This window comes from Achromobacter sp. 1L-A-4-B-C2, from assembly GCF_057291955.1.
In genome coordinates, this window is sequence record NZ_JBXAWP010000002.1 from 705,719 (window position 1) to 727,395 (window position 21,677).

The following is a 21,677-nucleotide window of genomic DNA, read 5'->3' on the forward strand; positions in this document are numbered from 1 at the left end:
GAATCCGCATGAACCACCCGACCCTGCCCGCCGCCCAGGCGCTGCGCGCGGACCATGTCAGCGTCACTTATCCCGGCTTGCACGACAGCGGGCCGGTCATCGCGCTGCAAGACGTCAACCTGACCATCGAGCCCGGCGAGTTCGTCGTGGCGCTGGGCGCGTCGGGCTGCGGCAAGACCACCTTGCTTAGCCTGCTTGCCGGCTTTCTGTCCCCTACCGAAGGGCAGATCACGCTGGGCGGGCGGCCCATCATTGGCCCGGGCGCCGACCGGGGCGTGGTGTTCCAGAAGCACGCCCTGCTGCCTTGGCTGAACGTGCTGGAGAACACGGAATTTGGCCTGAAGCTGCAAGGCGTGGACAAGGAAACGCGGCGTGCCCGCGCCCGCCGCAACCTGGAACTGGTGGGCTTGCAGGACTTTCACCGTCACATGATCTACCAGCTGTCCGGCGGCATGCAGCAACGCGTGGGCATTGCGCGCGCGCTGACCTGCGACCCCGCCATGCTGCTGATGGACGAACCCATGGCGGCGCTGGACGCGCTGACGCGTGAAACCATCCAGGAACTGCTGCTGGATATCTGGCGCCAGACCAACAAGATGTTCTTCTTCATTACCCATAGCGTGGAAGAGGCGCTGTTCCTGGGATCGCGGCTCATCGTCATGTCGCCGCGCCCGGGGCGCATCACGCACACCTTCACGCCGGATTTCAACCGGCGCTACCTGGAGACCCGCGATGGCCGCCGCATCAAATCCAGCCCCGACTTCATCGCCATGCGCGAGCAAGTCCTTGGCATCATCTACGGCGACGAGCTTGCCGCCCACGAGCCCGCCCGCGAGCCGGCCCATGCGTGAACCGCGCGGGGGCCGCAAGCCGGCCGCCCCCGGCAAGGTCTATGGCGCCCCCGGCGCGGGCTACAGCGGCCACATCAGCCTGATCACCAGCATTGCGCTGGTGGCGCTGTGGTTCCTGGTGACCAGCACCGGCTGGGTCAAGCCGCTGTTCCTGCCTTCGCCCTTTGCCGTGTACGACAAGTTCGTGTCGGCCATGACCGACGGCGTGGCCAATTCCACCTTGGCCGAACACGCCATGGCCAGCCTGACACGCGTGTTCTCGGCATTTTTCCTGGCCTGCATCACGGCGGTGCCGGTCGGCATCCTGATGGGCGTCAACCGCTACGCGCGCGGCATCTTCGACCCGCCCATCGAGTTCTACCGCCCCCTGCCGCCGTTGGCGTACCTGCCGCTGATCATCATCTGGTTCGGCATCGGGGAATTTCCGAAGATCCTGCTGATTTATCTGGCGATCTTTGCACCCATGGCCATCGCGGCGCGCGCCGGGGTGCGGTCGGTATCCATCGAACAGATCCATGCGGCCTACGCCATGGGCGGCACGCCGATGCAGATCGTGTGGCACGTGATCCTGAAGGCGGCCATGCCGGAGATTTTCACGGGCCTGCGCATCGGCATCGGCGTGGGGTGGACCACGCTGGTGGCCGCTGAAATGGTGGCAGCGGACCGGGGCCTGGGCTTCATGGTGCTGAACGCCGCGCAGTTTCTGGCCAGCGACATCGTCATCATGGGCATCATCGTGATCGGCGTATTCGCCTTCGCCTTCGATCTGCTGGTGCGATACGTGGAGAAATTTGCCATCCCCTGGAAGGGACGCATCTAGCCGCACGGGCCGATGTGGCGGGCTGATGGCGCGGCCCCGATTGCCCTGCCCGGCCGCTGCACGCGCCCGGCAGGGCAATCCCCCATTCCGCCCCAAAGGGGCGTCCTCTATCCTACCTACCGGATCGCGCGGCGGCCCTTGCCTTGAGGCCCCGCGCCGCCATCACAAGGAGCCGTCATGTCCAGCCAGGCCGCGATGCAAAAGCCTGTGATGTGGGAACGCCTGTTCGAACGGGAAAGCGCGCCCAACCTCAGCCTGCAAGGCCGCGTGCGCCAGATGCTGGTGTCGGCCATTCTTAGCGGGCACCTGCCGCCTGGCATGCCGGTGCCGTCCAGCCGCCAGTTGGCCGACCAGCTTTGCATTGCGCGCAACACGGTGGTCTTTGCGTACCAGCAGCTGGTCAGCGAAGGGTATCTGGTGTCGCGCGAACGTAGCGGCCATTTCGTTTGCGATTCGGTGATGCAGGGGCATTCGGGTTCGGCGCCCGATCCGACCGCCGCCATGCTGGACGTTGAGGCCCCGCAACGCGTGCGCTGGGACGAGCGCTTGCGCTTTCGGCCATCGCAACAGCGCAATATCACCAAGCCGCAAGACTGGCAGAAGCAGCCCTACCCGTTTGTGTACGGCCAGTTCGACGCAGACCTGTTTCCCACCGCCGAATGGCGCGAATGCTGCATCAAGGCGCTGTCGGTACTGGACATCCGCAGTTGGGCGCCCGACCTGATCACGCACGACGACCCCGCGCTGATCGAACAGATCCGCACGCAGGTATTGCCGCGCCGGGGCGTGTGGGCGGATGCCGAAGAAATCGTGATCACCGTGGGTGCGCAGCACGCCCTGTATCTGCTGGCGGACCTGCTGGTCAACGAAGACACCGTGGTCGGCATGGAAGACCCCGGCTACCCCGACGCCCGCAACATCTTTGCCAGCCATACGCGCCACTTGCTGCCGATGCCGGTGGACGAAGGCGGCCTGTGCACGGGCACGCATCTGCTGGGCTGCGACTATGTGTTTGTGACGCCGGGGCATCAATGCCCCACCACCGTCACGCTGTCGATGGAACGCCGCGAAACCCTGCTGGCCTTGGCGCGACAGGCCGACAGCATGATTATCGAAGACGACTTCGAAAGCGAAAGCCGCTGGGGCGAAGGCGCGATTCCGGCGCTGAAAAGCCAGGACCGTGACGGGCGGGTGATCTATGTCGGCAGCCTGGCGAAGTCGTTCGCGCCGGGCCTGCGCATCGGCTATATCGTTGCCCCGCGCGAGCTGACCCGCGAACTGCGCGCGCTGCGCCGGCTGATGCTGCGGCACCCGTCCGCGTACATCCAGCGCGCGTTTTCGCTGTTTATTTCGCTGGGCCATCACCATTCACTGCTGCGCAAGCAATCGCAGGCGTATCAGCGGCGCGGCGCGGAACTGGCGCACGCGCTGGCCCGCCACTTGCCCGACTTCACGCCCACGCCCATCACGGGGTCGTCGTCGTGCTGGCTGCAAGGCCCACCCTGGCTGAACGCGGCGCAGCTGTCCGAGGCGGCGCTGGCCGAGGGCGTGGTGGTGGAACCGGGCGACGTCTTTTTCATGAACGGGGCCGACGCGCCCCGCAACTTCCTGCGTGTGGGATTCACGTCGATACGGCCCGAACTGATCGAACCGGGCATCGCAAAACTGGCGCAGGTGGTGCGCCGGTATCGGCTGCGGGCGGCGGCGTAGGCGCGGGCCGCGTTCGGCACGCGGTTCAGCTTGCACGCTACGGGGGCCCCGCCACCGATGCACGACACCTGTGCACGCTACAGATGCTCGTCCCGCAGGTGATACCAGCGATACAGCAGCCCCTGCCCCAGCCGCCTGAACGGGGCGAACAGGTGCCCGGGCAGCGGTGAATCGTAGATGGGCAGGTTCCAGGGCGCGCCGTCCTGGCCCATCATCCGCTGGGCCAGCCGCTTGCCGGCCTGGGCCGAGAACGCCACCCCGTTGCCGCCGTAGCCAAAGGCGTAGTACACGGGCTGGGACGGGTCGGGCTGCGTTACGCGCGGCATCATGTCGTGGCTGACGTCGACCCAGCCCCACCACGAATACGCCACCTCGACATCACGCAGCGACGGAAACTTGCGCGCCAGCCCCTCGCGCAGCAAGGCCAGGTGGCGCGGGTGCTGGGCGTCGGCGCCGCGCAAGGCGCTACGGCTGCCGATCTGCATGCGGCCGTCGGGCAGCAGGCGGTAATAGAAACGCAAGGTGCGGGTGTCGGTGATGAACACGGTGCTTTTCAGGCCGGCGGCCTCGCGCTCGGCGTCGGAGAGCACACGCGTCACCATGGAATTGGACAGCACCGGCATGATGCGATTGTCCAGCAACGGGTTGATGCCCTGCGCCGTGTAGCCGCCGGTGGCAAACGCCACGCGGCGCGCACGCACTACACCCGCCGGGGTTTGCAGGGCGATGGCGCCATTGTCGCGGCGCCAGCCCAGCACCGGGCTGGACGGATGCACGCGCACGCCCAGCGCGCGCGCCTGGCGCAAATAACCATACGCCAGCTTCAAGGGATGCACGCCCACGCCGTCGGGCTCGTGCATGGCGCCGACGGCCTCGTGATCGTGCACATAGCGTTCACGCAACTCACCCTGGCTGAGCATGCGGGCGTCGTAGCCGAACACCTCGCGCATGACGCGCGCCTCGTTCGCCAGGAACGCCATCTTCTTCTGCCGATGCGCGGTGTACAGATGCCCGCCGGGCTGCGCGTCGCAATCGACCTGGGCCACCAGGCTTTTCCAGTATTCGAACCCTTCGCGGATTTCGGCGTCCAGGCGCTTGGCGGTATCCATGCCCCAGCGGCCGATCCATTGCGACCGGTACAGGCGCCCGGAGGCATTCTGCCCCTGCCCGCCATTGCGGCTGGTGCAGCCCCACACCGCGCGGTTGGCGTCCAGCACCAGCGCGCGCACGCCGAAGTCGCGCGCCAGCGTCAGCGCGGCGGACAGGCCCGTGAAGCCCGAACCCACAATCACCACATCGGCATCCACGTCGCCCTGGATGGGGCCATCGTCTTCGGGCGGTGCGCCCGCGGTGGCGACCCAGTAGGTGGGCGCGTAGTCCTGCCCCTGGCCGGGTGGCGACACCAGCGGGTCGTACGTGGGGTTGTAGGCGTTCACGCGTGCGGCGGCGGCCGGCGCCGGGCGCGTAGTGTCGAAGGACATTTGGGTATCCATGCGCGTCTCACGCCCGGGCGGGCAATGCGGGCCGCTGCTTGCGGAACGCGTTCTTCACGCGGATCTTGCCGTCTTGAAAGGTGAAGATATCGACCATGTCGGCCTCGACGCGCGTGCCGTCGGCCGCCGTTCCCGTGAATGTGCATTCCGACACGCCACGATCGCCCGCCACCCAATGCCGGCCGTTGTTCCATTGCGCATCCGGGAAGTTCTTCCAGGCCGCCGCGAAGGCCGTGCGGACGGCTTCCGCCCCCGTGTGCCGGCTGCCGCAGGCGTCCGGTCCGCCGACGGTCTCGAACACGCAGTCTTGCGTCATGAAGCGCATCAGCGCGTCGATATCGTGGCGGTTCCAGGCGGCCGCGAATTCGGCCAGCATGTCGGCGGTGACGGTGTTTGGCATTGCCTGCTCCCTGTGTCGAAATACCCGTCGCAAAGCGCGCGCGGGCGTCTGGACTCAAGGTACGTGGCGGGGGTGGCAGGGTCTAGAACCAGACGCGGCAAATCGCTTGCACCAGAATTTTCCGGGTTCAAGCGTCGCGTGCTGCCAGCAAGGCACGGGCGTGCAGCACCGCGATGGCGCAGCTGTTGACGCGCGCCTGCACGGAGTCGGACCGGCTGGTCAGCAGCACCGGCACGCGCGTGCCCAGTACCAGCCCGGCGGTGTCCGCGCCGGCCAGCCAGGTCAGCTCCTTGTAGAGCATGTTGCCCGCTTCGATGTCGGGCGCCAGCAGGATGTCGGCGTCGCCCGCCACGCGCGACACAATGCCCTTTTCGTGCGCCGCCTGCCGCGAAATGGCGTTGTCGAATGCCAGCGGGCCATCGATGTCGCCGCCACGTATCTGCTGGCGGTCGGCCATCTTGGACAGGGCCGCCGCGTCCAGCGTGGCGGGCATGGCCGGGTTGACGGATTCCGTGGCGCACAACACCGCCACCTTGGGCCGGTCGATGCCCAGCGCTTGCGCCAGGTCGATGGCGTTTTGCGCGATGTCGGCCTTTTCCATCAGCGTAGGCGCGATGTTGACCGCCGCGTCCGTCAGGATGAACAGCTTGGCGTAGGCGGCAACGCCCATCACAAAGGCATGGCTGACGCGCCGGCTCGTGCGCAAACCGGATTCGCGCGACACCACGGCGGCCATGAAGTGTTCGGTATGCAGGCTGCCCTTCATCAACATCTGCACGGCGCCGTCGCGCGCCAGCCCCGCCGCCGTCTGCGCGGCCAGGCATTCGTCATCGGGCGTGTCGACGATGTCGAAGTCGCCCGGCCGCAAGCCCGCCTGTGCCAAGCGGTCAAGCAGCTTGCGCGCCGGCCCCACCAGCACGGGCTCGATATGGCCGGCGCGCTGCGCCTGCACGGCGGCATCCAGACTGGAGGCCGACATGGGGTACGCCACCGCCGTGCGCAAACGGCCCGCCGACAGCGCGGCATCGCGCAGGGGCGCGAACAATTGATCGCTAGCCATACGGCGGGCTCCTGGTCTCTGGCGGCGGCTGGCCCTAACGCCCAACCGGATCGATCGGCAACGGCACCTCGCCCGCCTGGAACGGCTGGTTGACGTAGCGCTTGTACTTATCCAGAAAGCGCACGGGCTGCTTCAGCGCGTCGCGCCGGAACGGATCGCCCAGCTCTTGGCTGACCATCATTTCCAGCACCGTGGTCTTGCCTTCGGACTGCGCCTGGCACGCCGCCTGCAACGCCGCGCCCACCTGGTCCGCGTGTTCGACGCGGATGCCCTCGGCGCCCATGGCGCGCGCCAGCTCGGAAAAATTCGGGTTCAGCAGATTGCTGCCCACGAAGCGGCGGCCATAGAAGTCCACCTGGTTTTTCTTTTCCGCGCCCCACTGGCCGTTATGGAACACCACGGCCGTGACCGGGATCTTTTCGCGCACGCACGTCAGCAATTCCTGAAAGCTCATGCACCACGCGCCGTCGCCCACATAGGCCACGGCCGGGCGGTCCGGGCGGCCCAGCTTGGCGCCGATCAACGCGGGCAGCGCGTAGCCGCAGTTGCCGAAGCTCATGGCGGCCAGCATGGAGTTCGGCTCGTCAAAGCGCAGATAGCTGTTGGACACCGAGCAGATGTTGCCGATGTCGGTGGACACCATGACATGCTTGGGCATCGCGCGTTCCAGCTCGCGCAGCATGCGCCGTGGGTGCATGCGGCCGCCGCCTTGTTCGATGATGTCAAGGCTCCAGTCGTCGCGTTCGTGCGACCAGCCATCCAGCTCGGCTTCCCAGGCGGCCTTTTGCGAGGCGATGTCGTCACCGCGCGCGGCCTTGGTGCGCACGCAAGCGACGTCACGCGACTTCAGCTTTTCGGTCAGCGCGGCGGCGGCGGGCCTGGCGTCGCCGCAGATGCCGACCGACACGGGCCGCACCAGCCCCAGCATGCGGTGGTCGGCATCCACCTGAATGATGCGCGCGCCCTGCGGCCAGTAGTCCAGGCCGTGCTGCGGCAAGGTGCCGAACGGCCCCAGCCGCGTGCCCAGCGCCAGCACGACGTCGGCTTGCGACAGCAGCTTCATGCCGGCCTTGGCCCCTTGATAGCCCAGCGGGCCGCACCACAGCGGGTGGCTCGCGGGAAAGGCGTCGTTGTGCAGATAGCTGGTAACGACCGGCGCGCCCAGCAGTTCGGCCAAGGCCACGCATTCCGCCTGGCCCTGGGAAAACAGCACGCCGCCGCCCGCCACGATGACCGGGAATTTGGCCTCGGCCAGCAGCCGCGCCGCCGCTTCCAGGTCTTCTTCGGCGCCCGGCCCCCGGCGCACGCGGCGCGGTTCGGGGATGGCCACATCGATCTCGCCGTAGAAATAATCGCGCGGGATGTTCAGCTGCGTCGGGCCGCGTTCGGCCATCGCGTTGTCAAAGGCCTTGGCGGTGAATTCCGCCATGCGATCCGGCCGGTTCACGTGCGCCTGGTACTTGGTGATGCGGGAAAAAATGGGCAGCTGCTCGGTTTCCTGAAAACCGCCCAGGCCCATGCCGGCCGTGCCGGTTTCGGGCGTGATCGCCACGACGGGGCTGTGCGCCCAGTACGCCGCGGCAACGCCGGTGACGAAGTTGGTGATGCCCGGCCCGTTCTGGGCGATGCACACGCCGTGGCGGCCGGTCACGCGCGAATAGCCGTCGGCCATGTGGGCGGCGCCCTGCTCGTGCACGGTGGGCACGAAGCGGATGCCGGCGGCGGGGAACAAGTCCAGCGCGTCCATGAAGGCCGAACCCACAATGCCGAATACGTCCTTGACGCCCTGCGCGACCAACGTTTCAACGAACGCTTCACTGGGGGTCATGTGTTGCTTGCTGCTCATGGTGTCTCTCCTGGCAGGCCGGCGCTGTGGGAGGTGGCACGCGGGGCGGTTGCCCGCATCGTGCTTGCATCGTGGCCGGGGTGAATCGATACTGCCGGAGAAATCCCGCGTTTCCCATCCCACTGCGTTCCATTTTCTGCAAAATCCGTACGACGATGGCGCCCTGGCAGCTGAATCTTCAAATATTGAAAGATGAAAGACGAATCCTCTGCCGCGCTACGCGCGCTGACCCTCTTGGAACAGGTAGCCCGGTCCGACGCGCCGGTGTCGCTGGCGGCCCTGACCGACGCGACGGGCCTGCCCAAGCCCTCGGTGCTGCGCATCCTGACGCGGCTGGTCGACGCCGGGATGCTGCTGCGCGAACCCGCCGGCAAAAGCTATGTCAGCGGCCCCCGGCTTAGCGCCCTGGCCCGCGAGACGCTGCTTAATTCCCCCTTGCGCGGTGAACGCCATCGCATCCTGGACAGCCTGGTCGACGAAATCGGCGAAACCTGTAACTGCACCATGCTGGATGGCGACGAAGTCATTTACCTGGACCGCGTGGAAACCGCCTGGCCGCTGCGGGTGAACCTGCAAACGGGCTCGCGCGTGCCGCTGCATTGTTCGGCCAGCGGCAAGCTGTTTCTGGCGCACATGCGGCGCGAGGCGCGCGCGCGCCTGCTGGCCGCCGCGCCCCTGCCGCGTTACACGCCGAACACGTTGTGCGAGGTGGGCGCGCTGGAAAACGAGCTGCGCGCCATCAAGAAGGAAGGCGCCAGCTTTGACCGCGAGGAATTCCTCCTGGGCATCGTCTGCATGGCCGTGCCGATCCTGCGTGGCTCGCGGGTGATCGCCGCCGTGGCGCTGCACGCGCCGGTGGCCCGCTTGTCCATCGACGGGGCGCGCGGCTGGCTGCCCCGCATGCAAGAGGCCGCCCGCGCGCTGGCCGGCACCTACGACGCTGAAGGGTAGCGGCGGGGCTAGCGGCACAGCGGGCGGCTGGGCTGGGGCTGGGGCTGGGCTGGGCTCGGTTGGGCTGGGTTGGGCTGGGTTGGGCTGGGCTGGACTGGGCTGTGGGGCTGTGGGGCTGGGGCTGTGGGGCTGGGGCTGTGGCCAGGGCCAGGGCTGCGGGCTAGGGTCCGCCCACTCCAGGGCTTACACTGTCGGTCGACTTCGTTTTTTCGCGGTTTTTGCGAACCGCCCTATTGTGACCAACACGCCCTTTTCTACCCTTCCCCTTCTGCCCGCCCTGCTTGATAACCTGCAAAGCCTGGGGTTTGAGCAAATGACGCCTATCCAGGCGCAAAGCCTGCCGCTGATCCTGGAAGGCCGCGACATCATCGCGCAAGCCAAGACCGGCAGCGGCAAGACCGCGGCGTTTGGCCTGGGCGTGCTGCAAAAGCTGGACCCCACCCGCCTGGCGCCGCAAGCGTTGCTGGTGTGCCCCACCCGCGAATTGGCCGACCAGGTTGCACAGGAACTGCGCCGTCTGGCGCGCCTGATTCCCAACGTGAAGATCTTGACGCTGTGCGGCGGCGCGCCTGCCCGCCCCCAAGCCGAATCGCTGGCGCGCGGCGCGCATCTGGTGGTGGGCACGCCCGGCCGTATCCAGGACCATCTGGAACGCGGCAGCCTGGACCTGGCCGGCCTGACCACGCTGGTGCTGGACGAAGCCGACCGCATGGTCGACATGGGCTTCTACGACGACATCGTGGCCATTGCCTCGCACTGCCCCACCAAGCGCCAGACGCTGTTGTTCTCGGCCACCTACCCCGACAACATCCGCAAGCTCAGCGCGCGGTTTCTGCGCAACCCCGCCGAGGTCAAGGTCGAGGCGCAGCACGACGCCAGCCGCATCGAACAGATCTTCTTTGAAATCGACGAAAAAGACCGCCTGGACGCCGTGGCCCGCCTGTTGGCGCATTACCGCCCCGTGTCCACGCTGGCGTTCTGCAACACCAAGGTCCGCAGCCACGACCTGGTGGAACGCCTGCAAGCCGACGGCATCAGCGCACAGGCGCTCAATGGCGACCTGGAACAGCGCGAACGCGACGAGATCCTGATCCAGTTCGCCAACCAGAGCTGCGCCGTGCTGGTGGCGACCGACGTGGCGGCCCGTGGCCTGGACATCCAGAATCTGGGCGCCGTCATCAACGTGGACGTCACCAAGGACACCGAAGTGCACGTGCACCGCATCGGCCGCAGCGGCCGGGGCGATCAGAAGGGTTTGGCGCTAAGCCTGTGTTCGCCCGACGAGATGCGCTGGGCCAACCTGGTTGAGCAATACCAGGGCTCGCCCTTGAAGTGGGGCGACATCAAATCGCTGAAACCCAAGGCCGACCGCCCCTTGCGTGCGCCCATGGTCACGCTGTGCATCCAGGGCGGCAAGAAAGACAAGCTGCGCCCGGGCGACCTGCTGGGTGCCCTGACGGGCGACGGCGGGCTGACGTTTGAACAGGTGGGCAAGATCAACATCACGGAATTCAACGCCTACGTGGCGCTGGACCGCCAGATTGCCAAGCAGGCGTTTTCGCGCGTGTCCAACAGCAACATCAAGGGCCGGCGCTTCCGTATGCGCTTTCTTGAGGAATTCTGATTTTTGGCAGGGTTCGATACGCCCGGCGGTACCGCCAGCAATTACCGCCAGGACGTGACGAAAGCTTGATGATTTTGCAGGGCATTTGCCATAATGGCGCCGCTTGACGCAGCCGCCCCGTCGGATGCGCGGCGGTGTGGGCTTGGAACCAATGGTTCGCGGTGGGTTCCAACGTAGCCTTGTCCTCCTTTAACCATCACAAGAGAAATTCACCATGATCAAGTCCGACGATACCGGCAAGCTGATCCTGCGCCTGGCTTTGGGCATCCTGATTCTGCTGCACGGCTTGTCCAAATTGATGGGCAATGGCGTTACCGGCATCAGCGGCATGCTGTCTTCGCACGGCCTGCCGGGCTTTCTTGCCTATGGCGTCTACGTGGGCGAGATCATCGCGCCCGTTCTGCTCATCGTTGGCGTGTACACGCGCCTGGGTGGCCTGATCATCGCCATCAATATGGTGGTTGCCATCTTGTTGGCGCACACCGGGCAGCTCAGCAGCATGACCAACAATGGCGGCTGGGCACTGGAACTGCAAGGCATGTTCCTGTTCACCGCGCTGGCGCTGGCCTTCATGGGCGCCGGCCGTTTCAGCCTGGCCGGCAACGGCGGACGCTGGAACTGATCGCCTCCACTGCCGCCATCGCCGTTACGCGGCGTGACGCGGCGTGACGCAAAACGGGGTCGCCATGGCGGCCCCGTTCTTTTTTCCGCAACGTTTGATACCAACGACATGCGCCGTCACGCAGGCGCAAACATCGGTCACGCGAAAGCTGTTTCGGATCGATTACAAGAGGCGAACGACTGCCATCCGGTATGGCCTAATCCTTACCAGCGCACCAAGGGCGTATGACACGCCTGGCGCAGGTAGGGAGTCAAGAACATGAAGAAGCGCCTTTTGTTGATGATGGTGATCGCCAGCACGCTGACCGGATGCGTCGTGGTGCCGGCCCGCCCGGCGTACTATCGCCCCGCGCCGGTGTATTACACGCCGCACTATTACTACCCGGCGTATCCCGCGCCGCATTACTACTACCGCGGTTATTGACCGTCGCCGTCGACGCGTCCTGAAGGAACTGCCATGACGCCCCTAGCCCGGATTTCCCGCCTGCGGCCTGCCGCCGCCCATATCGCTCTTGCCGTGTCCTTGCTGGCGACGGGCAGCGCCGCCGTGGCGCAAACCTACGACGCCCCGCCGCCCCCGCCGGGAGCGCCCGCCGCTCCTGACTACGATGGCGGCGACCCGGCATCCGCGAATCTTGCGCTGGTGGACCGCAGCCCGGAACCGCCGCCGCGCTTGCCCCAGTATGTGCAGCCGCCTGCCCCGGCCGACGGCTATCTGTGGGTGCCAGGCTACTGGAGCCGCAACCGCTACGGATTTTTCTGGGTGCCCGGCGCCTGGGTGCTGGCGCCCTATAACGGCGCCTTGTGGACGCCCGGATACTGGGGGTTCTCCAATGGGCTGTACGTATGGAGCCCCGGTTACTGGGGCCCCCACGTGGGATTCTATGGCGGCATCAATTATGGCTTCGGCTATGTCGGGCTGGGCTATGTGGGCGGTTACTGGAAGCGCGACCGCTTCTACTACAACCGCTCGGTGACGAACGTAAACGTCACGCGGGTCACCAACGTCTACAACCACACCGTGGTCGTCAACAACATCGACAACCGCCGCGTCAGTTATCACGGCGGGCCGAACGGCATCCGGCGCGCGGCGGACCCGCGCGAGCTGGCCGCCCGCAACGACCGCCATGCGCCGCCGACCGACCTACAGCGCAACTACGTGCGCGAAGCGGGCAATAACCGCGCGCAGTTCTACGACCACAACAAGGGCCGCCCGCCGCAGGCGTTTGTGGATCACCCCGATAACGGTCGCGGGCCACAGGGTGGGCGACCGGGCGGCGACAACAACCGCCCCGACCCGAATCGCGGGAATCCGCATCGGCCGGACCAAGGCCGAGGCCCGGGCCAGACCGTGGTCGGGACGCAGGCGCAACGGGATGTGCAGCAGCGGGATGTAGAGCGGGTCCAGCAGCAGATTCAACAGCGAAATTCGCAACGGGATCAGCAGCAGCGGGACCAGCAGCAACGCGATCGCCAGCAGCGAGACGTGCAGCAGCGGGATGTAGAGCGGGTTCAGCAGCAGATTCAGCAGCGAAATCCGCAAGGGGATCAGCAGCAGCGGGACCAACAGCAACGCGACCGCCAGCAGCAAGACGTGCAGCAGCGGGATGTAGAGCGGGTTCAGCAGCAGATTCAGCAGCGCGATCAGCAGCAGCGGAATCAGCAGCAGCGCCAGCAGCAGCAAGATCGCGAACAACAACAAGTGCGCCAGCAACAGGCGCGTGAACAGCAGCAGCAACAAGCCCGCCAACAACAAGGCCGCGAACAGCAGCAGGCGCGGCAACAGCAGGCGCGTGAACAGCCGCAGCGGCAGCCGGGCGGTGGCGGCGATGGCGGCGGCCGAGGCGGTGGCCCTAACCGTGACTGAACTGGACCCTGGGCCGCGCGCGGACTACAGTAGGCCACTTGCCGCCCACCGCCGCGCGCCCAACGATTGATTATTGGAGACTTCCATGAAGCGCCTTGTTTCTAGCCTGATGCTCTGCGGCCTGCTGGCCGCCGCATCTGCCCACGCCGCCTTGAACGTCGGGGCGCCCGCGCCCGACTTCAGCACCGACGCCTCGCTGGGCGGCAAGGTCTTCACGTTCAAGTTGAACGACGCGCTGAAGCAAGGCCCGGTCGTGCTGTATTTCTTTCCCGCCGCCTTCACGCAGGGCTGCACCATCGAAGCGCACAACTTTGCCGAAGCCACCGACGAATACAAGTCGCTGGGCGCCACCGTTATTGGCGTATCGACGGACAACATCGACACGCTGAACAAATTCTCTGTCAGTGAATGCCGTGGCAAGTTCGCCGTGGCGGCGGATGCCGATGGCAAGATCATGAAGTCGTATGACGCCGTGCACGACAAGCGCCCGGAATACGCACAGCGGATTTCCTACGTGATTTCGCCGCAGGGCAAAATCCTGTACGAATTCACCGACATGAACCCCGAGTCGCACGTGACGAACACCATGCGCGCGCTGCGCGACTGGAAGGCCAAGCAGGAAAAGGCCAAATAAGAAGCGACTTCCGCAAGCAAGAAAAAAGGCGCCAAACGGCGCCTTCGTTATTTTCCGGCCACGAGCGCGGAACGTCCTACGTGTTAAACGGCCACACGGTCGGATGCGTGCCCGGCGGGCTGGACGGGCGGGTCCAACGGGCCGGCGTTTCCGAAAAGCGCGCGCCATGACGCACGGCTACCAGCTCGCCAAAGCCCGACGCCTCCGTTTCCAGCAAACCGTCAAAGTCCGGCATGCGGCAGTCCAGCCCGCCTTCCACCCTGCCCATCCCGCGCAACCAATGCGCCGTCTGCGCCAGCGACACGCGCACGTGCCAACTGCCGCCTTCCGTTGCTTGGCGCGCCAACGCCACCTGCGCGCCAAACGCCATCAGGTAGCCCGAGGCATGGTCAAGAATCTGCATCGGCAGGGGCTTGGGCGCTTCCTGGCCAGCTGCCTGCGCTTCGGCGTGGTTGAAGCCCGTGGCGGTCTGCACGAGCGAATCGAAGCCCCGGCGGTTGGCCCACGGGCCCACGTTGCCATAGGCCGATAGCGACACATACACGATGCCCGGGCGGATACGTGCGGCGTCTTCCGGCCCGAAGCCCAGCGCCGCCATCCCGCCCGGCCGATAGCCCTGTACAAACACGTGGGCGCTGCGCAGCAGGTTGCCCAGCGCGATGCGGCCGTCGGCCGTGTCCAGGTCAGCCAGCACCGAGAGCTTGCCCCGGCTGGTGTCGATGATGTTGTCGATGTTGGGCAACTGCGGCGAGTTCACCAGCATCACGTCGGCGCCATAAGCCGCCAGCGCCCGGCCACACACGGGGCCGGCGATGATGCGCGTCAGGTCCAGCACGCGAATGTCTTTCAGCGGCCGGGCGTCGTGCCCATACTTGGGCAAGGGACGCGGGTCGGCATCGCCGATGCGCTCAATGGTCATCAAGGGTTGCGCCGCCACGGCCTGGCCCTGCGGATGGCGGTCCCATTCGTCAAAGCTGCGCATCGCGGCAACCACCAGGCCCGCGTCGGCGGCCACCTGTTCAAAGTCCAGCGCTTTCCAGCGGCTCAACGCCGCCTGGACCGCGTCGCGCGTAGTGCCCTCTCCGACGGGACAGCCCAACAGGGCCAACGCGCCGTCTCGATGGTGCGCAAAGTTGGCATGGATGCGCACCCAGCCCCCGTCACCGCACTGGTAGACGCCGCTGATCGGGTCCCAGATATTGGGCGTGACGCCGTTGATGGTGAAGTGGCTGCGGCATTCCTGCGCCGCGTGCAGCATGTCTACGCTGACCTGCTGGCGCGAGCCGCCTCGCAGATACCAGAGTTCAGCCGCTGCCAGCGCTGCGGCGGCCATGCTGGCTTGCGCGGCCGTCCCCACAGCGAACGAAGACGGCAACACCGGTTCGGCGCCCGTCAGCATCACGTGGTCGAGGGATTCGTCGGGTAAATCGAAAGAACGCCACAACTTTTGCAGGACGTCGCGCGATGTCGTGGCGGCGGATGTGCGTCCCCGTAGAAAGGACGGGCGAAGGTCCATCAGATTTCCCATAGCGTTCAACTTTTTTTCAGTCGTTGAATCGATTACATGGCGGCGGCCCAGGCGCGTCAATACAAACCTCGCGCCAGCGTGTTTCATGGTTTGACCGGTATAGGCCATGCCGCCAGGCTCGCAACATGCTGCGTGACGTCATTCGCGTCCCCACGCTACCCAGGAGAGGCGCGGGTTCCGGGCGTCACGCGAGCGGGCGCTCGGCAAGCGCCGATTCCGCGACTCCGCGCCGTCACATCTACTCGTAGTTTTTACATCGTCTTCCATGCGGCGGGCCAATATAGAATGCCAGCCTCGACGCAGGGCATCGCCCTTCGCCCACTTTTTGCCTGGGATCGCCCTCCATGAATACGCTGCTCTGGCTGCGCACCGACCTGCGCATGCACGACAACCCCGCGCTGGCGGCTGCCCGTGAAAACGGAACGGTGACTGCGCTGTTCCTGGCCGCGCCCGAACAATGGCGCCAGCACGGCGACGCGCCGGCCAAGGTGGATTTCTGGTTGCGCAACCTGCGTGAACTGTCGCGCGATCTGGGCGAACGCGGCATTCCGCTGAAGCTGCTGACGGTGTCGGACTGGAGCGACGCGCCCCAGGCGATTGCTGATTTCTGCCGGGCGCACGGCATTTCCCAAGTGCACGCCAACACCGAATGGGCGATCAACGAACGCCGCCGCGACGCCGCCGTGGCCGCCGCGCTGGACGGCATCGGCGTGGATTGGACGCTGCATCACGGCGCGACCCTGCTGCGGCCCGGCACGGTTACCACGGGCAAGGGCGACTGTTATCGCGTGTACACGCCGTATGCGCGCACCTGCCGCGAACGGCTGCGCACGGCGCCGGTGGTAGCGGTGCCCGCCCCCCGCCCCCAAACCCCGCCCGATTGGACGGCCGACCCGCTGCCGGACGCCTTCGACGGCTTCGCCGCGCCCAGTGACGCGGTGCGCACGCTATGGCCCGCCGGCGAAACTGCCGCGGGAGACCGGCTGGACGCCTTCACCGACGGCATCATCGACGCCTATAAGGACGAACGCGATTTTCCGTCCTTGCCCGCCACCAGTTGCTTGTCGCCCTATCTGGCGGCAGGCGTACTGTCGCCCGGCCAGGCGCTGCGCGCGGCGCTGGCGTCCAATCACGGCGAGATCGATAGCGGCAAGGCGGGCGCGGCCACATGGATCAACGAACTGCTGTGGCGCGAGTTCTATCAGCATCTGCTGGCCGCCTACCCCTCGCTGTCCATGCATCAGCCGATGAAGCCGGAAACCGCCGCCGTGCCGTGGCGCGACGCGCCAGATGACCTGCACGCGTGGCAGCAAGGCCGGACCGGTATTCCGATCGTGGACGCGGCCATGCGCCAATTGCTGGCGCTGGGCTGGATGCACAACCGGCTGCGCATGGTCACCGCCATGTTCCTGTCGAAAAACCTGTTGATCGACTGGCGGCTGGGCGAAGCGTGGTTCATGGCGCAGCTGGTGGATGGCGACCTGGCCGCCAACAACGGCGGCTGGCAATGGAGCGCGTCAACGGGCGCCGACGCCGTGCCGTACTTCCGCGTCTTCAACCCGCTATCGCAATCGCGCCGCTTCGATCCGCGCGGCGTGTTCCTGCGCGAATGGCTGCCCGAACTGGCCGACCTGGACGACAAGGCCATCCACGACCCCAGCCCGATGGAGCGTGCGGCGGCGGGCTACCCGATGCCGATCGTCGACCTGGCGCAAAGCCGCTTGCGTGCGTTGGAAGCGTTTGGGAATTTGCCGGCGGTGGGGTGAATGCGATCAAGCGCGGCGCGCGGCCGATCACGAACCCGCCGCCGCCTGCTTGTCCAGGCGCTTGATGAACACCTGCAATTCCTTTTCGACCTGTTTGTCGCCGCGCGCCTGGGCGGCCGCCACGCCCCGGTCCCACGCTGCGCGCGCCTGCTCTACGTCGCCCCGCCCCAGGCAAGCCTTGCCCAGCCATTTCCACGCGACGGAATACGCGGGGTCGAACTCCAACGCCGCGCGCAAATGGGTTTCGGCTTTTTCAAAGCTGTCTTGCTCGGCATAGGCCTTGCCCAGCGAAAATCGCAGCAACATATTGTCGGTGCCCTTGGCCAACATCGCCTCCAGGCGTTCGATCATTCCTTCCATCGGCGTGCTCCTGCGTTCGTCTTGTGCATCGTCTTGTGCAGCGTTATTGACTGCAAGCGGCCATGATAGGACGACGTGCCGCCAAGCGCCGCAATGGCCCCAGCCCGCGCCGGGTCGGCAGCGAACTTAAAATTGCGGTTTCCGCGCGTTTCAGGACCGCCCGGCGCGGGAATGTTCGGAGGATTATCCTGTCACACCGCTTATTGCCCTTTCAGGGTCTTGCGCCATGATGCGATCACGAATGCTGCTGACCAACGCCGTGCCAATGCTGTGCCTGGCGCTGGCGAGCGTGGCAGCGGCTGCTGCTTCCCCTGCCGCGGCCACTGCCCCGCAAGAGGACACCCGCGCGTATGAAGCCGCCCTGGTCAACCGCATCACCTGGGGCGCCACGCCCGCCGAGCTGGCTCGCATCCGCGAGATAGGCGCGCAGCGCTACCTGCATGCGCAGTTGCACCCGGACGCGCACGCGCGGTTACCCGCCGAGGTGCAGTCGGCCATCGATGCACTGCCCATCAACCGGGAATCGGAACAGGACGCCCAGGCGCGGCAGCGCAAGCTGCGACAAGACGCGCGCGATCTGGATCCCCAGGCCAAGCTGCAAGCGCAGCGCGAAGCACGCGCGATATCGCGGCAGCGCGCCCAGGACGCCGCCAGCCGCGCCGTGTGGCGCGCGCTGTATTCGCCCGCCCCCTTGCAGGAACAGATGACGTGGTTCTGGATGAACCACTTCAATGTGTTCGCGGGCAAAGGCGACGTGGGCACGTATCTGCCGCAATACGAAGAGCGCGCCATTCGCCCACACGCGCTGGGCAAATTCCGCGACATGCTGCGCGCCACCGTCAGGTCGCCCGCCATGCTGGTGTACCTGGACAACACGCGCAATGTGGCGGGGCACATCAACGAGAACTATGCGCGCGAAATCATGGAGCTGCACACGCTGGGCGTGGGTGGCGGCTATACGCAAAAAGACGTGCAGGAACTGGCGCGCATCCTGACCGGCCTGGGCGTGCATAACAGCGACAAGCCGCCCAAGGTCAAACCCGAATTGCGCGCCGGGCTGGTCCAGCAGGGGCTGTTTTTGTTCAACCCCGCGCGCCACGATAGCGGGGACAAGGTGTTCCTGGGCCACACCATTCGCGGCGGCGGCCTGGACGAGGTCGATCAGGCCATCGACCTGCTGGCGCGCCACCCGTCCACCGCGCGCTTTGTCAGTACCAAACTGGCCGCGTACTTCGTGGGGGAATCGCCGCCGCCCGCGTTGGTGGCGCGCATGGCCAAAACCTTTCAGGCCCAAGATGGCGACATCGCGGCCACGCTGCAAACGATGATCGCCTCGCCGGAATTCGCCAAGTCCTTGAAGACCGGCGTGTTCAAGGACCCGGTGCATTACGTGTTTTCTGCTTTGCGATTGACCTATGCGGACATGCCGCCCATCCGCAATCCCAAGGCGGTGTTGTCGATGCTGCAACAGATGGGCCAGGGCATGTACCAACGCCCCACGCCCGACGGCTATCCGACGTCGCAATCTGACTGGGCGGGTTCGGGGCAGATGACACAACGGTTTGAAATTGCGCGCGCCATTGCCGCCGCACCGCAGCCGTTTTATCGCACGACAGAGGCCCCGGAGCCGGTCGCGCTGCCCAAGGCGACGCCGCTGCTGGATGCCAACCCGGATCTGTTGCGCGTCCTGTCGTCCGCAACGCGCCAGGCCATGGGCCAGGCCCGAAAACCCGTGGATGCCAATACCTACCTGCTGGCCTCGCCAGAATTCATGCGCCGCTAGGAGAACGCGATGGACCGCCGCCGCTTGCTTCAAATGATGGCCACCGCCCCGCTGCTGCTGGGCGGCAGCCGCTTGTATGCGGCGCCCGCCGCGCCGGGCAACCGCCTGCTGGTCGTCTTCATGCGCGGCGCGTACGACGCCGCCAGCCTGCTGGTGCCCACGTCCAGCGACTTCTATTACGAGTCGCGCCCCAGCATTGCCATCGCCCGACCCGGGTCGGGCGATGGCGCCGCCCTGCCGCTGGCCGATGGCTGGGGCCTGCACCCGGCGCTGGCTGATAGCCTGCTGCCGTTCTACCGCAACAAGCAGCTGGCTTTTGTCCCGTTTGCCGGCACCGAGGACCTGACCCGCAGCCACTTCGAAACGCAGAACAGCATCGAGCTGGGCCAAGGCGCCCGCAAGGATGGCAACTACCGATCCGGGTTTCTGAACCGCTTGACGTTGGCCCTGGGCGCCAACGGTTCGCACCCCGCCGCGTTCACCTCCGATGTGCCGCAAATTTTGCGTGGCGATGCCCGCGTGCCCAACGTGGACCTGGGCGGAGCGAACAGAAAATCCCGCTTGAGCGACGCCGACAACCGCGCCATTGCCGCGATGTACCGCGACACGGACCTGCACGCGGCCGTGGACGAAGGCCAGCGCGTCATGGGCGCCACCCGGCAGGAACTGGACGCCGAAATGCAGGCCGCGAATGGCAACGCCGTGTCGACCGACAAGCTGGAAAAGGAAATCCGCCGCATCGCCCGCTTCATGACCGACCGCTACAACGTCGGGTTTGTGGATGTGGGCGGCTGGGACACGCACGTCGGCCAGGGCGCCGCCACGGGTGCCTTGGCCGGCCGGCTGGGGCAGTTGGGGCGCGCGCTGGCGGCCTATGCCGACGCGATGGGGCCGGCCTGGGGCCAGACCACCGTCGTGGTCATCAGCGAGTTTGGCCGCACGTTTCGCGAAAACGGCAACAAGGGCACGGACCACGGTCACGGCACCGTGTATTGGGTGATGGGCGGCAACGTGCGCGGTGGCCGGATTGCCGGACGCCAGGTCCCTGTCCGCCACGACACCCTGTTCCAGGACCGCGACTACCCTGTTCTGAACGAATACCGCGCCGTTTTCGCGGGCCTGTTCGCGCGCTTGTACGGGCTGGACAAAGCCCGCCTGGCGCAGGTATTCCCGGGTGTGGCCCCCGTGGATATCGGATTGGTCTGATACCCCGGCGTGCGCACGCGGCGCTACACTCCACGAGCCAATTGGCGCACCGACGCGCCCGCGTCGCAACGCCCGACACAGGAGCCCGCATGAGCACGATTTTCGATTTCACCGCCCGCGATATTCACGGGGTGGATCAATCCCTGGACACGTATCGCGGCCGCGTGCTGCTGGTCGTCAATGTGGCGTCCAAGTGCGGCTTCACGCCGCAATACGCGGGGCTGGAAGAGCTGTACCGTTCGTTCCGTGACGACGGTTTTACGGTGTTGGGCTTTCCGTGCGACCAATTCGGTCACCAGGAGCCGGGCGACGAAGCCGAGATCCGTAATTTCTGCGCCACGCAGTACGACATCAGCTTTCCGCTGTTTGCCAAGATCGACGTCAATGGGGCCGACGCCCATCCGCTGTACCGCTGGCTCAAGGGCGAAAAGCCCGGTGTCTTCGGCACCGAAGGCATCAAGTGGAATTTCACCAAATTCCTGGTGGGCCGCGATGGCCAGGTCATCAAGCGCTACGCGCCCACCGATACGCCGGCGGGTTTGAAGGACGACGTGGCGCGGGCGTTGTCGGCCCCGGTGTAAGGGCTGGGACTACGCGGCTGGGACGACGCGGCCGGGACTTCGCCCTTAGCGCAACGGCGGCAGGCGGCGGCGCACCGTATGCGCCTTGACGATGGCGGTGTTGGTTTCAGCGAACTCCGTCACGCGTTCCAGGATGCCGTCCAGGTGCGAGATCGACCGCAGCACCACACGGGCGATAAAGCAGTCGTCGCCCGTGACCTTGTCGCACTCGACGAATTCCGGGATTTCCTCGATCAAGCCTTCGACGTGACGCAGCTGGCCCGGCAGCGGCCGGATGCGCACGATGGCTTCGAGCGTGTAGCCCAGCGCCACCGGGTCCACATCCAGCGTGTAGGCGCGGATGACGCCGGATTCCTCCAGGCGCCGCAGCCGGTCCGCCACGCTAGGCGCCGACATGCCTACCTGCCGAGCCAGGTCGGCCGTGGTGGTCCGCGCGTTGGCCGCCAGGGTCTGCACCAGGCGGCGATCAATACCATCCAGTACCGGGTTTTCGTTTTTTAGGTCGTTCTGCATAAAATTCACCTAAATGAAGGTTAGCGGATGAAAGCGCCACGCATTCATCATATAACCGCATCG

Annotated in this window: 20 protein-coding genes; 13 read left to right on the top strand and 7 right to left on the bottom strand. The window is 66.2% G+C overall.

Annotation, left to right across the window (positions count from 1 at the left end; translation table 11 throughout):
- The first annotated feature begins 8 nt into the window (after positions 1–8).
- The 3 genes from AC0Z35_RS10610 to pdxR all read left to right on the top strand — a co-directional run bounded on the left by AC0Z35_RS10610 (position 9) and on the right by pdxR (position 3,381).
- Positions 9–851 carry a taurine ABC transporter ATP-binding protein gene (locus AC0Z35_RS10610; protein ID WP_046806843.1) on the top strand — a complete coding sequence of 281 codons (843 nt, stop codon included), beginning with the start codon at positions 9–11 and terminating at the stop codon, positions 849–851.
- Entirely contained in the window at positions 844–1,671 is an 828-nt protein-coding gene (locus AC0Z35_RS10615) for an ABC transporter permease subunit (RefSeq protein WP_104145673.1), read from the top strand. Before AC0Z35_RS10610 ends, AC0Z35_RS10615 begins: the two co-directional genes overlap by 8 nt.
- Before the next feature lie 177 nt (positions 1,672–1,848).
- The gene (pdxR, locus tag AC0Z35_RS10620; protein WP_485131936.1) at positions 1,849–3,381 is read left to right on the top strand and encodes a MocR-like pyridoxine biosynthesis transcription factor PdxR; all 1,533 of its coding nucleotides are present in this window, start codon (positions 1,849–1,851) and stop codon (positions 3,379–3,381) included.
- Positions 3,382–3,458: 77 nt separating this feature from the next.
- On the opposite strand, the gene AC0Z35_RS10625 is transcribed toward pdxR, so the two are convergent.
- The 4 genes from AC0Z35_RS10625 to xsc form a co-directional block, all read right to left on the bottom strand.
- A complete protein-coding gene (locus tag AC0Z35_RS10625; RefSeq protein WP_485131937.1) occupies positions 3,459–4,862 on the bottom strand; it encodes an NAD(P)/FAD-dependent oxidoreductase in 1,404 nt (467 codons plus the stop codon).
- A 19-nt stretch (positions 4,863–4,881) separates the two neighbouring features.
- Entirely contained in the window at positions 4,882–5,274 is a 393-nt protein-coding gene (locus AC0Z35_RS10630; protein WP_120155085.1) for a nuclear transport factor 2 family protein, read from the bottom strand.
- Between the two features lie 127 nt (positions 5,275–5,401).
- Positions 5,402–6,379, bottom strand: a complete 978-nt coding sequence (locus AC0Z35_RS10635) for a bifunctional enoyl-CoA hydratase/phosphate acetyltransferase (RefSeq protein ID WP_485131938.1) — start codon at positions 6,377–6,379, stop codon at positions 5,402–5,404.
- Entirely contained in the window at positions 6,369–8,180 is a 1,812-nt protein-coding gene (gene xsc / locus AC0Z35_RS10640) for a sulfoacetaldehyde acetyltransferase (protein WP_314364146.1), read from the bottom strand. Before xsc ends, AC0Z35_RS10635 begins: the two co-directional genes overlap by 11 nt.
- A 192-nt stretch (positions 8,181–8,372) precedes the next feature.
- On the opposite strand from xsc, the gene AC0Z35_RS10645 reads away from it, so the two are divergent.
- The 6 genes from AC0Z35_RS10645 to AC0Z35_RS10670 all read left to right on the top strand — a co-directional run bounded on the left by AC0Z35_RS10645 (position 8,373) and on the right by AC0Z35_RS10670 (position 13,877).
- A complete protein-coding gene (locus AC0Z35_RS10645; RefSeq protein WP_046806837.1) occupies positions 8,373–9,131 on the top strand; it encodes an IclR family transcriptional regulator in 759 nt (252 codons plus the stop codon).
- Positions 9,132–9,366: 235 nt separating this feature from the next.
- Positions 9,367–10,755 carry an ATP-dependent RNA helicase DbpA gene (dbpA, locus tag AC0Z35_RS10650; protein WP_046806836.1) on the top strand — a complete coding sequence of 463 codons (1,389 nt, stop codon included), beginning with the start codon at positions 9,367–9,369 and terminating at the stop codon, positions 10,753–10,755.
- A 214-nt stretch (positions 10,756–10,969) separates the two neighbouring features.
- A complete protein-coding gene (locus AC0Z35_RS10655; RefSeq protein WP_046806835.1) occupies positions 10,970–11,377 on the top strand; it encodes a DoxX family protein in 408 nt (135 codons plus the stop codon).
- Positions 11,378–11,635: 258 nt separating this feature from the next.
- A complete protein-coding gene (locus AC0Z35_RS10660; RefSeq protein WP_162941192.1) occupies positions 11,636–11,800 on the top strand; it encodes a hypothetical protein in 165 nt (54 codons plus the stop codon).
- A gap of 33 nt (positions 11,801–11,833) precedes the next feature.
- Positions 11,834–13,243: an adenylate cyclase gene (locus AC0Z35_RS10665; protein WP_485131939.1), complete on the top strand. Its 1,410-nt coding sequence runs from the start codon at positions 11,834–11,836 to the stop codon at positions 13,241–13,243.
- A gap of 85 nt (positions 13,244–13,328) precedes the next feature.
- Positions 13,329–13,877 (top strand): peroxiredoxin, encoded by a 549-nt coding sequence (locus tag AC0Z35_RS10670; protein ID WP_448706460.1) that lies wholly within the window; start codon positions 13,329–13,331, stop codon positions 13,875–13,877.
- A gap of 76 nt (positions 13,878–13,953) precedes the next feature.
- On the opposite strand, the gene AC0Z35_RS10675 is transcribed toward AC0Z35_RS10670, so the two are convergent.
- A complete protein-coding gene (locus AC0Z35_RS10675) occupies positions 13,954–15,405 on the bottom strand; it encodes a CoA transferase (protein WP_485131940.1) in 1,452 nt (483 codons plus the stop codon).
- A gap of 344 nt (positions 15,406–15,749) precedes the next feature.
- On the opposite strand from AC0Z35_RS10675, the gene phrB reads away from it, so the two are divergent.
- Entirely contained in the window at positions 15,750–17,171 is a 1,422-nt protein-coding gene (gene phrB / locus AC0Z35_RS10680; RefSeq protein WP_485131941.1) for a deoxyribodipyrimidine photo-lyase, read from the top strand.
- A gap of 27 nt (positions 17,172–17,198) precedes the next feature.
- Here the strand turns inward: phrB and AC0Z35_RS10685 are convergent, their stop codons facing one another.
- Entirely contained in the window at positions 17,199–17,531 is a 333-nt protein-coding gene (locus AC0Z35_RS10685) for a tetratricopeptide repeat protein (protein ID WP_104145663.1), read from the bottom strand.
- A 226-nt stretch (positions 17,532–17,757) separates the two neighbouring features.
- Here AC0Z35_RS10685 and AC0Z35_RS10690 point away from each other — a divergent pair, with 226 nt between their 5' ends.
- From AC0Z35_RS10690 to AC0Z35_RS10700, 3 genes are all read left to right on the top strand, one after another.
- Entirely contained in the window at positions 17,758–19,314 is a 1,557-nt protein-coding gene (locus tag AC0Z35_RS10690) for a DUF1800 domain-containing protein (protein ID WP_485131942.1), read from the top strand.
- A gap of 9 nt (positions 19,315–19,323) precedes the next feature.
- On the top strand, positions 19,324–20,520 hold the full coding sequence (locus tag AC0Z35_RS10695) for a DUF1501 domain-containing protein (RefSeq protein WP_485131943.1): 1,197 nt from the start codon (positions 19,324–19,326) through the stop codon (positions 20,518–20,520).
- Positions 20,521–20,609: 89 nt separating this feature from the next.
- A complete protein-coding gene (locus tag AC0Z35_RS10700) occupies positions 20,610–21,101 on the top strand; it encodes a glutathione peroxidase (RefSeq protein WP_120155072.1) in 492 nt (163 codons plus the stop codon).
- Between the two features lie 45 nt (positions 21,102–21,146).
- Here the strand turns inward: AC0Z35_RS10700 and AC0Z35_RS10705 are convergent, their stop codons facing one another.
- Positions 21,147–21,614: an Lrp/AsnC family transcriptional regulator gene (locus AC0Z35_RS10705; protein WP_046806829.1), complete on the bottom strand. Its 468-nt coding sequence runs from the start codon at positions 21,612–21,614 to the stop codon at positions 21,147–21,149.
- Positions 21,615–21,677: the final 63 nt, after the last annotated feature.

What these genes read in the sequence shown, in the direction of transcription:
- AC0Z35_RS10610 (WP_046806843.1), top strand. Translation starts at nt 9, where the DNA reads ATGAACCACCCGACCCTGCCCGCCGCCCAGGCGCTGCGCGCGGACCAT.
- AC0Z35_RS10615 (WP_104145673.1), top strand. Translation starts at nt 844, where the DNA reads ATGCGTGAACCGCGCGGGGGCCGCAAGCCGGCCGCCCCCGGCAAGGTC.
- pdxR (WP_485131936.1), top strand. Translation starts at nt 1,849, where the DNA reads ATGTCCAGCCAGGCCGCGATGCAAAAGCCTGTGATGTGGGAACGCCTG.
- AC0Z35_RS10625 (WP_485131937.1), bottom strand. Translation starts at nt 4,862, where the DNA reads ATGTCCTTCGACACTACGCGCCCGGCGCCGGCCGCCGCCGCACGCGTG.
- AC0Z35_RS10630 (WP_120155085.1), bottom strand. Translation starts at nt 5,274, where the DNA reads ATGCCAAACACCGTCACCGCCGACATGCTGGCCGAATTCGCGGCCGCC.
- xsc (WP_314364146.1), bottom strand. Translation starts at nt 8,180, where the DNA reads ATGAGCAGCAAGCAACACATGACCCCCAGTGAAGCGTTCGTTGAAACG.
- AC0Z35_RS10645 (WP_046806837.1), top strand. Translation starts at nt 8,373, where the DNA reads ATGAAAGACGAATCCTCTGCCGCGCTACGCGCGCTGACCCTCTTGGAA.
- AC0Z35_RS10655 (WP_046806835.1), top strand. Translation starts at nt 10,970, where the DNA reads ATGATCAAGTCCGACGATACCGGCAAGCTGATCCTGCGCCTGGCTTTG.
- AC0Z35_RS10660 (WP_162941192.1), top strand. Translation starts at nt 11,636, where the DNA reads ATGAAGAAGCGCCTTTTGTTGATGATGGTGATCGCCAGCACGCTGACC.
- AC0Z35_RS10665 (WP_485131939.1), top strand. Translation starts at nt 11,834, where the DNA reads ATGACGCCCCTAGCCCGGATTTCCCGCCTGCGGCCTGCCGCCGCCCAT.
- AC0Z35_RS10670 (WP_448706460.1), top strand. Translation starts at nt 13,329, where the DNA reads ATGAAGCGCCTTGTTTCTAGCCTGATGCTCTGCGGCCTGCTGGCCGCC.
- AC0Z35_RS10675 (WP_485131940.1), bottom strand. Translation starts at nt 15,405, where the DNA reads ATGGGAAATCTGATGGACCTTCGCCCGTCCTTTCTACGGGGACGCACA.
- phrB (WP_485131941.1), top strand. Translation starts at nt 15,750, where the DNA reads ATGAATACGCTGCTCTGGCTGCGCACCGACCTGCGCATGCACGACAAC.
- AC0Z35_RS10685 (WP_104145663.1), bottom strand. Translation starts at nt 17,531, where the DNA reads ATGGAAGGAATGATCGAACGCCTGGAGGCGATGTTGGCCAAGGGCACC.
- AC0Z35_RS10690 (WP_485131942.1), top strand. Translation starts at nt 17,758, where the DNA reads ATGATGCGATCACGAATGCTGCTGACCAACGCCGTGCCAATGCTGTGC.
- AC0Z35_RS10695 (WP_485131943.1), top strand. Translation starts at nt 19,324, where the DNA reads ATGGACCGCCGCCGCTTGCTTCAAATGATGGCCACCGCCCCGCTGCTG.
- AC0Z35_RS10700 (WP_120155072.1), top strand. Translation starts at nt 20,610, where the DNA reads ATGAGCACGATTTTCGATTTCACCGCCCGCGATATTCACGGGGTGGAT.
- AC0Z35_RS10705 (WP_046806829.1), bottom strand. Translation starts at nt 21,614, where the DNA reads ATGCAGAACGACCTAAAAAACGAAAACCCGGTACTGGATGGTATTGAT.